Origin of the sequence: Tepidimonas thermarum, from assembly GCF_007556705.1 — a bacterium.
GTDB classification, from domain to species: Bacteria; Pseudomonadota; Gammaproteobacteria; order Burkholderiales; family Burkholderiaceae_C; genus Tepidimonas; species Tepidimonas thermarum.
Genome location: NZ_VJOL01000019.1, coordinates 37,323 through 44,241, shown reverse-complemented (window position 1 = coordinate 44,241; position 6,919 = coordinate 37,323). Strand labels below are relative to the sequence as shown.

The window sequence follows — 6,919 nt, the reverse complement described above, 5'->3', positions numbered from 1 at the left end:
CGTAGTCGGAAAAGCTGGTCTGCATCATCGCTGCTACTGCCCCCAAGCCGTACCAGGGATTGTTCCACATCCTGCGGCGCTCAGGCTTCCCGCGCAGGGGGCGGGAGGGGAATAAATCAGTGTTTCCTTAGGACCTATCTATGGGCAAAAAATATTTTTTTACGGCATTGTTCGTTTTCCTAACTGTCCAAAGTGCTTACGCTGAACCCTGCGAAACGGAAGACTTTGAAACTAAGGTTACCGGTGTATCGCAGTGCCTGTTAATAAGGCGGTATGGCCCCACCGAGCCCGCGGCGATGGTTGTCTGGATTCATGGCGATGTATCCTCCGGAGGCCCGGCTAATTACCACTTCCGCCTCGCGGAAAAGACAGCAGAGGATTTCTCCGCCAGCAGTGTCATGTCTGTGGCTCTCGTTCGGCCGGGCTACCCGGATGGAAGTGGAGCCTCATCCACAGTTAGCTTCCTTCACGGTGGCCGTTCTGATCACTACACGCCGGAAAACATTTCGGAGGTCGCTGCTGTAATCGAGAAACTTCGACTGAAGTACCAACCGAAGTCCGTAATAATTGTTGGCCACTCGGGTGGGGCGGCAACTGCGGCAGTAATTCTCGGCATGAAACCGAACTTAGCTGATGCTGCTGTTCTGGTATCTTGCCCTTGCGACCTCGTCAGCTGGCGTATTGGCCGACGCCCGTGGGTTAGAAGTGAAAACCCAACTCAGTGGGTTAACAAAATAAGCGCATCAACAAGAGTCATCGCTTTGACTGGTACAAAGGATGACAACACGTCACCAAACCTTGCGAGTACTTATGTCGACCTACTCAAGTCGCGCGGAATCAACGCCACCTTTCAGGCCGTTGCCGAGGCGACGCACAATAGTGCGCTAAGATCGGCAGAAGTTTTTGACGCAATCGCGGAACTTTTGCACCGTTGATACTCAGGACGCCAGCGTCCTAACCAGGCGCTCAATCTAGACGCGCGCAGGAGCAGCGCGTGCCGGTTGACACTACGTTATCTATGATGAAACACACCTTCTCAAGCCGCAGCAACCTGCACCTTGAGGTCGAGCTGCTGGAGTCGGCGGACGAGTCGGTGGGCGGTTTTCTGAGCATCGGCGCGCTCGAAATGAGCGGCACCGAAATCTTGCCGCTGTGTGCCGTCACTCAACATGCGCCAGATAGTCGCCCCGAAAAATTTTCACGCCGCCCACAGGCGCACTACGGTTGGCTTGACGCCGCTGACCCTGGCTGCCCCCCTGCTGGGCAAGCCACCGCGCAATCAGCCGCACAGCAGCGATGAGGCAAAAAACCTTTGCCAAAAAGCGCACGCCCTTCTTGGCGATCATGCGCAGCAGCCAGCGGATGTTATAGCCCACCGCCCCCAGGCGCCGATGCGCCCGGTGGGCTTGGACCACCCCGCACCACGGGTGGCAGCTCTCCTTCCGCCGGTATGAACAGGATCAAGTTCGCGGGTTCGGCACTGGCCGTCTCAGCCCACACACGGTGGACACCCCGGAGCATGACGAGCATTCTAGCGGGAACATGGCCCGGGGACGGCGTGCACGCCCGGTCGCCAAGGTGCGGGCGCTTGTCAGCAGCATCACCCACGCATCACGGGCGCAGGTCGTAGCGGTCGGCGTTCATCACCTTGACCCAGGCCGCCACGAAGTCGCGCACGAACTTCTCGCGGCCATCGTCCTGGGCATACACCTCGGCGTAGGCGCGCAAGATCGCGTTGGAGCCAAAGACCAGGTCCACCCGCGTGGCGGTGTAGCGCACAGCGCCGCTGGCGCGCTCGACGATTTCGTAGCGGTTGCGCCCCACAGGCTGCCAGCGGTACGCCATGTCGGTGAGCGTGACGCAAAAGTCGTTGCTCAGCACGCCCACGCGTTGGGTGAACACGCCGTCGCGGCTGCCACCGTGGTTGGCGCCAAGCACGCGCAGGCCACCGACCAGGGCGGTCATCTCGACCGCCGTCAGGCCCAGCAGCTGGGCGCGGTCGAGCAGCAGCTCCTCCGGTGCGGCGGTGATGCCGGCACGCAGGTAGTTGCGAAAACCGTCGGCCACCGGCTCGAGCCAGCGGAACGAGGCCACGTCCGTCCACGCCTGGGTGGCGTCCCCGCGCCCAGCGGCAAACGGCACCTCGACCGGGTAGCCCGCGGCCTCGGCCGCCATTTCGATGCCGACATTGCCGCCTAGCACGATGACGTCGGCGACGCTGGCCCGGTACTGCGCGGCGATGGGCTCGAGCACCGCCAGCACGCGCTGCAGGCGCTCGGGTTCGTTGGCCTCCCAGCCGCGTTGCGGATCGAGCCGGATGCGCGCGCCGTTGGCACCACCGCGAAAGTCCGACCCGCGGAAGGTGCGCGCGCTGTCCCAGGCGGTGGCCACGAGCTCGCCCACGGTCAGGCCGCTGGCGCGGATGCGGGCTTTGATCGCCCCCACGTCGATCTCGGTCGGGCCGGGCGGCACCGGGTCCTGCCACAGCAGGTCCTCGGTGGGCGCCTCGGGCCCGATGTAGCGCGTGCGCGGCCCCATGTCGCGGTGCGTGAGCTTGAACCAAGCGCGCGCAAACGCCGCCGAGAACGCCGCATGGTCTTTCCAGAACCGCTCGGCAATGGGCCGGTAGATCGGGTCCATCTTCAGCGCCATGTCGGCGTCGGTCATGATCGGCATCGTGCGGCGCGACGGATCTTCCGGGTCCGGGGGCATGTGCTCCGGCCGTATGCCCACCGGCTGCCATTGCCAAGCACCCGCCGGGCTTTTGGTCAGCTCCCACTCGTAGCCAAACAGCAACTCAAAATAACCGTTGTCCCACTGCGTGGGATGGGGGGTCCAGGCGCCCTCGATGCCGCTGGTGACGGTGTCGCGGCCGATGCCGCGCGTCGTGTGGTTCATCCAGCCCAGCCCCTGCTCCTCGATCGGCGCAGCTTCCGGCGCGGGGCCCAGGTTGGCGGCGCTGCCGTTGCCGTGCGCCTTGCCCACGGTGTGGCCACCGGCGGTCAACGCCACGGTTTCTTCATCGTCCATGCCCATGCGGGCAAAGGTCTCGCGCACGTGGCGCGCGGTCTTGAGCGGATCGGGCTGCCCGTTGACCCCTTCGGGGTTGACGTAGATCAGCCCCATTTGCACCGCGGCCAGCGGGTTGGCCAGGGTGTCGGCCTTTTCGACGTCGTCGTAGCGCGCATCGCTGGGCGCCAGCCACTCGGTCTCGGCGCCCCAGTACACATCCTTCTCGGGGTGCCAGATGTCCTCGCGCCCAAACGCGAAGCCGTAGGTTTTCAACCCCATCGATTCGTAGGCCACGTTGCCGGCCAGGATCATCAGATCGGCCCAGCTGATGCGGTTGCCGTACTTCTTCTTGATCGGCCACAGCAGGCGGCGTGCCTTGTCCAGGTTGGCGTTGTCGGGCCAGGAGTTCAGCGGCGCAAAACGTTGGTTGCCGGTGTTGGCCCCGCCGCGCCCATCGGCCACCCGGTACGACCCCGCCGCGTGCCAGGCCATGCGGATGAACAGGCCGCCGTAGTGGCCGTAATCGGCCGGCCACCAGGGCTGGCTGTCGGTCATGAGCCGGCGCAGGTCGGCCTTGAGCCCCTCCACGTCGAGCTGGCGCACCGCCTCGCGGTAGCGCAACCCCGGCAGCGGGTTGGTCTTGGTGTCGTGCTGGTGCAGGATGTCGAGATTGAGCGCGTTGGGCCACCAGGCGGTGGGTTGCTGGTGCGGCTGCTGGGTCACGGCAGAACCGGGGTGGAACGGGCAACCGCTGGTGGCGGTGCGGTCTGGGGTGTGCATGGCGAACTCCTTTCGCGGTATGGGATGACGATCGGCAAGCAATAGATTCCGTAAATCGATTGCGTTTTTCCGATCGCATCTATTCTGCACCCATTGCCGCCCCAGGGGGGTGAAATTTGCCTATGCCGCCCATAGCGCAGGCCAGCGCCGTGCCGACCCGTCCGCTATCATGCGCCATGGGCGCGCACCGCGCCTGAGGAGCCAACGATGCAATGGCTGGTGCTGGGGTTGATCCTGTTTCTGGGCGTGCACTCGGTGCGCATCGTCGCCGACGACTGGCGCCAACAAACCATCGACCGCATCGGGCTGGGTGCCTGGAAGGCGCTCTACTCGCTGCTGTCGGCCGTGGGGCTCGTGCTGATCGTCTGGGGCTATGGGCTGGCGCGGCAAACGCCGGTGGTGCTGTGGAACCCGCCACTGGGCATGCGGCACGCGGCCTCGCTGTTGACATTGCTGGCCTTCGTGCTGCTGGTGGCGGCATACGTCCCGGGCAATGCGTTGAAACAACGCTGGCAGCACCCGATGGTGCTCGGCGTCAAGCTGTGGGCGTTGGCGCACCTGCTGGCCAACGGCACGCTGGCCGATGTGCTGCTGTTCGGCGGCTTTTTGGCCTGGGCGGTGCTGGATTTCCGCGCTGCCCGGCAACGCTCCGCCGCCACATCAAGCACCGATGACGAGGATGCCGAAGACCGTACCACCCCCTCGACCGCGGCCACGGTGGCCACGGTCGTCGTTGGGGTGGTGGCGTGGGCCGTCTTCGCATTCTGGGCCCATACCGCGCTGATTGGCGTGCGGCCGTTTGGGTGATCCGGCGGCGCCCGCATTCAATCGCCCAGCCGGCGCACCACGGCCGCGGCTGCCGTGGCGCCGGTTGCGGCCAGCATGGCCGCCACGAACACGGCGTGCAGCCCCCAGCGGCTGCTGATCCAACCGCCCAGCGCGCCTGCCACCACCCCCGAGCAACCGTATCCCACGAGCGAGTACAGCGCCTGCCCGCGCGCGCGCAGCCGGCCGGGGAAGTGCCGGTTGATCAGCGCGATGCACACCGAGTGATGGGCAGCAAAACCGATGGCATGGACACATTGCGCCAGCACCAGCACCGGCAGCCAGGCCGCGCCCCAAGCGGTGGCCGCCATGCGCGCCACCGTCAATGCCGACGCCAGCACCAGCCACTGCCCCAGCGCCAGCCGCGGCAGCCACCGCCCTTGGGTAAAAAACCACCCGATTTCCACCACCACGGCCGTGGCCCACAAGGCGCCGATGACGCCTTTGCCATAGCCCAGATGGTCCAGGTAGAGCGAGAAAAAAATGTAGATGAACACGTGCGCCAGCACGTGCCAGAACAGCGCGACGAAAAACCACGCCACCACGGGCTGCCGCAGCACCGGCCAGACCCGCACCCCGCTCGCCCCGTGGGGGTGTGGGGCCTCGCGCCAGCGCGGCATGGCCCAAACGGCCGCCACCACCAGCACCAGCGTGGCATTGGCCCAGAACGGAAAGCTCCCCAGCCCATGGCGCTCGAACCAGGCCCCCGCTGCCAGCACCGTCACCAAAAAACCCAGCGAGCCCCACAGGCGCACGCGGCCGTAACGGCGCGCATCGAACCCACCGGTCGCGCTCACGGCGTGGGCCAGCACGGTTTCGGACAGCGGCATCATGGCGCTGGTGTGGGTGAACAACAGCAGCAACACCAGCGGCAGCCACACCGGCACGGGCTGCCACCACAGGCCCAGGGACAGCACCAGCGACATCACGGCACACACGCGCAGCCAGCGCACCGGCTCGCCGCTGCGGTCGCTCAGCCACCCCCACAGGTAGGGCGCAAACAGCCGCGTCGCCGACTGCAGCGCCGTCAACAACCCGATGGCCCACAGGCTGTAGCCCAGCGCTTGCAGCCACAGCGGCAGGTAGGGGTTGAAGAAGCCGATGTGCGCAAAATACCCGGCCGACAGGGCCGCAAAGGGCCACAACCCGCGCACCCGCCGCGCGTCGGCCGACGCGCTACCGGTCATGAACCGGAAACCGCGCCGGGGGCTGCGCCTGCCACGGGGCCGGGCACGACCTGCACGTCCGCGCACTGGGCGCGGTGGCGCAGCGCATGGTCCATCAGCACGATGGCCAGCAGCGCCTCCACGATCGGCACCGCGCGAATGCCCACGCAGGGGTCGTGGCGGCCTTTGGTGACGACCTCCGTGGGCTCGCCGGCGGTGTCGATGGACGGCCGCGGCACCAGGATGGAGCTGGTCGGCTTGATGGCCAGCGTCACCACGATGTCCTGCCCGGTGCTGATGCCCCCCAACACACCGCCGGCATGGTTGGACAAAAAGCCCTGCGGCGTGATGCCGTCACCGTGCTCGCTGCCGCGCTGGGTCACACAGGCAAAGCCGTCGCCAATCTCCACCCCCTTGACGGCGTTGAGCCCCATCATCGCGTGGGCGATGTCAGCATCGAGCCGGTCGTAAATCGGCTCCCCCCAGCCCGCGGGCACGCCGTGCGCCACGACGCGCACCTTGGCGCCCACCGAGTCGCCGGCCTTGCGAATGTCGCTCAGGTACGCCTCCAGCGCTGTCACATCCGCCGCGGGGGCGAAGAAGGGGTTGGACGCCACGTGCGACCACGACTCGAATGGGACGGCTACGGTACCGATCTGCAGCAAGCAGCCGCGCACGGTGGTGCCGTGGCGTTCGCGCAGCCACTTGCGCGCCACGGCGCCGGCGGCCACCGTGGGCGCCGTCAGCCGCGCCGACGAGCGCCCGCCCCCGCGCGGGTCGCGGATGCCGTATTTGTGCCAGTAGGTGTAGTCCGCATGTCCAGGCCGAAACGTCTGCGCGATGTCGCCGTAGTCCTTGCTGCGCTGGTCGGTGTTGGCGATGAGCAGCGCAATCGGCGCGCCCGTGGTGCGGCCTTCGTACACGCCGCTGAGGATTTGCACCCGATCGGCCTCCTGCCGCTGGGTGACGAATTTGCTGCTGCCGGGGCGGCGCCGGTCCAAATCGGGTTGGATGTCGGCTTCGGACAGCGGCAAGCCGGGCGGACAGCCGTCGATGACACAGCCGATCGCCGGTCCGTGCGACTCGCCGAAATTGGTGACGCGAAACAGGGTGCCCAGGGTGTTGCCGCTCATGCG

General features: G+C 66.4%; 6 protein-coding genes. 2 read left to right on the top strand and 4 right to left on the bottom strand.

Annotated elements, in window-relative coordinates:
* Positions 1 to 140: 140 nt before the first annotated feature.
* Positions 141 to 935: an alpha/beta hydrolase family protein gene (locus tag Tther_RS06455; RefSeq protein WP_143902093.1), complete on the top strand. Its 795-nt coding sequence runs from the start codon at positions 141 to 143 to the stop codon at positions 933 to 935.
* 225 nt (positions 936 to 1,160) lie between these two features.
* On the opposite strand, the gene Tther_RS13265 is transcribed toward Tther_RS06455, so the two are convergent.
* Positions 1,161 to 1,376, bottom strand: coding sequence for a hypothetical protein (locus Tther_RS13265; protein WP_185975024.1), 216 nt, complete (start codon positions 1,374 to 1,376; stop codon positions 1,161 to 1,163).
* Positions 1,377 to 1,611: 235 nt separating this feature from the next.
* Entirely contained in the window at positions 1,612 to 3,792 is a 2,181-nt protein-coding gene (gene katG / locus Tther_RS06445) for a catalase/peroxidase HPI (protein WP_143902091.1), read from the bottom strand.
* 207 nt (positions 3,793 to 3,999) lie between these two features.
* Between katG and Tther_RS06440 the strand changes: the two genes are divergently transcribed.
* On the top strand, positions 4,000 to 4,599 hold the full coding sequence (locus Tther_RS06440; protein WP_143902089.1) for an NnrU family protein: 600 nt from the start codon (positions 4,000 to 4,002) through the stop codon (positions 4,597 to 4,599).
* A 17-nt stretch (positions 4,600 to 4,616) separates the two neighbouring features.
* On the opposite strand, the gene Tther_RS06435 is transcribed toward Tther_RS06440, so the two are convergent.
* On the bottom strand, positions 4,617 to 5,804 hold the full coding sequence (locus Tther_RS06435; RefSeq protein WP_143902087.1) for an MFS transporter: 1,188 nt from the start codon (positions 5,802 to 5,804) through the stop codon (positions 4,617 to 4,619).
* Positions 5,801 to 6,916 (bottom strand): chorismate synthase, encoded by a 1,116-nt coding sequence (gene aroC, locus Tther_RS06430; protein WP_143902085.1) that lies wholly within the window; start codon positions 6,914 to 6,916, stop codon positions 5,801 to 5,803. The genes Tther_RS06435 and aroC overlap by 4 nt, the downstream gene beginning before the upstream one ends.
* Between the last annotated feature and the right edge of the window lie 3 nt (positions 6,917 to 6,919).

Bases quoted from the DNA above. Each gene is read 5' to 3' on its own strand.
- Tther_RS06455 (WP_143902093.1), top strand. From the start codon at position 141: ATGGGCAAAAAATATTTTTTTACGGCATTGTTCGTTTTCCTAACTGTC.
- Tther_RS06435 (WP_143902087.1), bottom strand. From the start codon at position 5,804: ATGACCGGTAGCGCGTCGGCCGACGCGCGGCGGGTGCGCGGGTTGTGG.
- Tther_RS06440 (WP_143902089.1), top strand. From the start codon at position 4,000: ATGCAATGGCTGGTGCTGGGGTTGATCCTGTTTCTGGGCGTGCACTCG.
- aroC (WP_143902085.1), bottom strand. From the start codon at position 6,916: ATGAGCGGCAACACCCTGGGCACCCTGTTTCGCGTCACCAATTTCGGC.
- katG (WP_143902091.1), bottom strand. From the start codon at position 3,792: ATGCACACCCCAGACCGCACCGCCACCAGCGGTTGCCCGTTCCACCCC.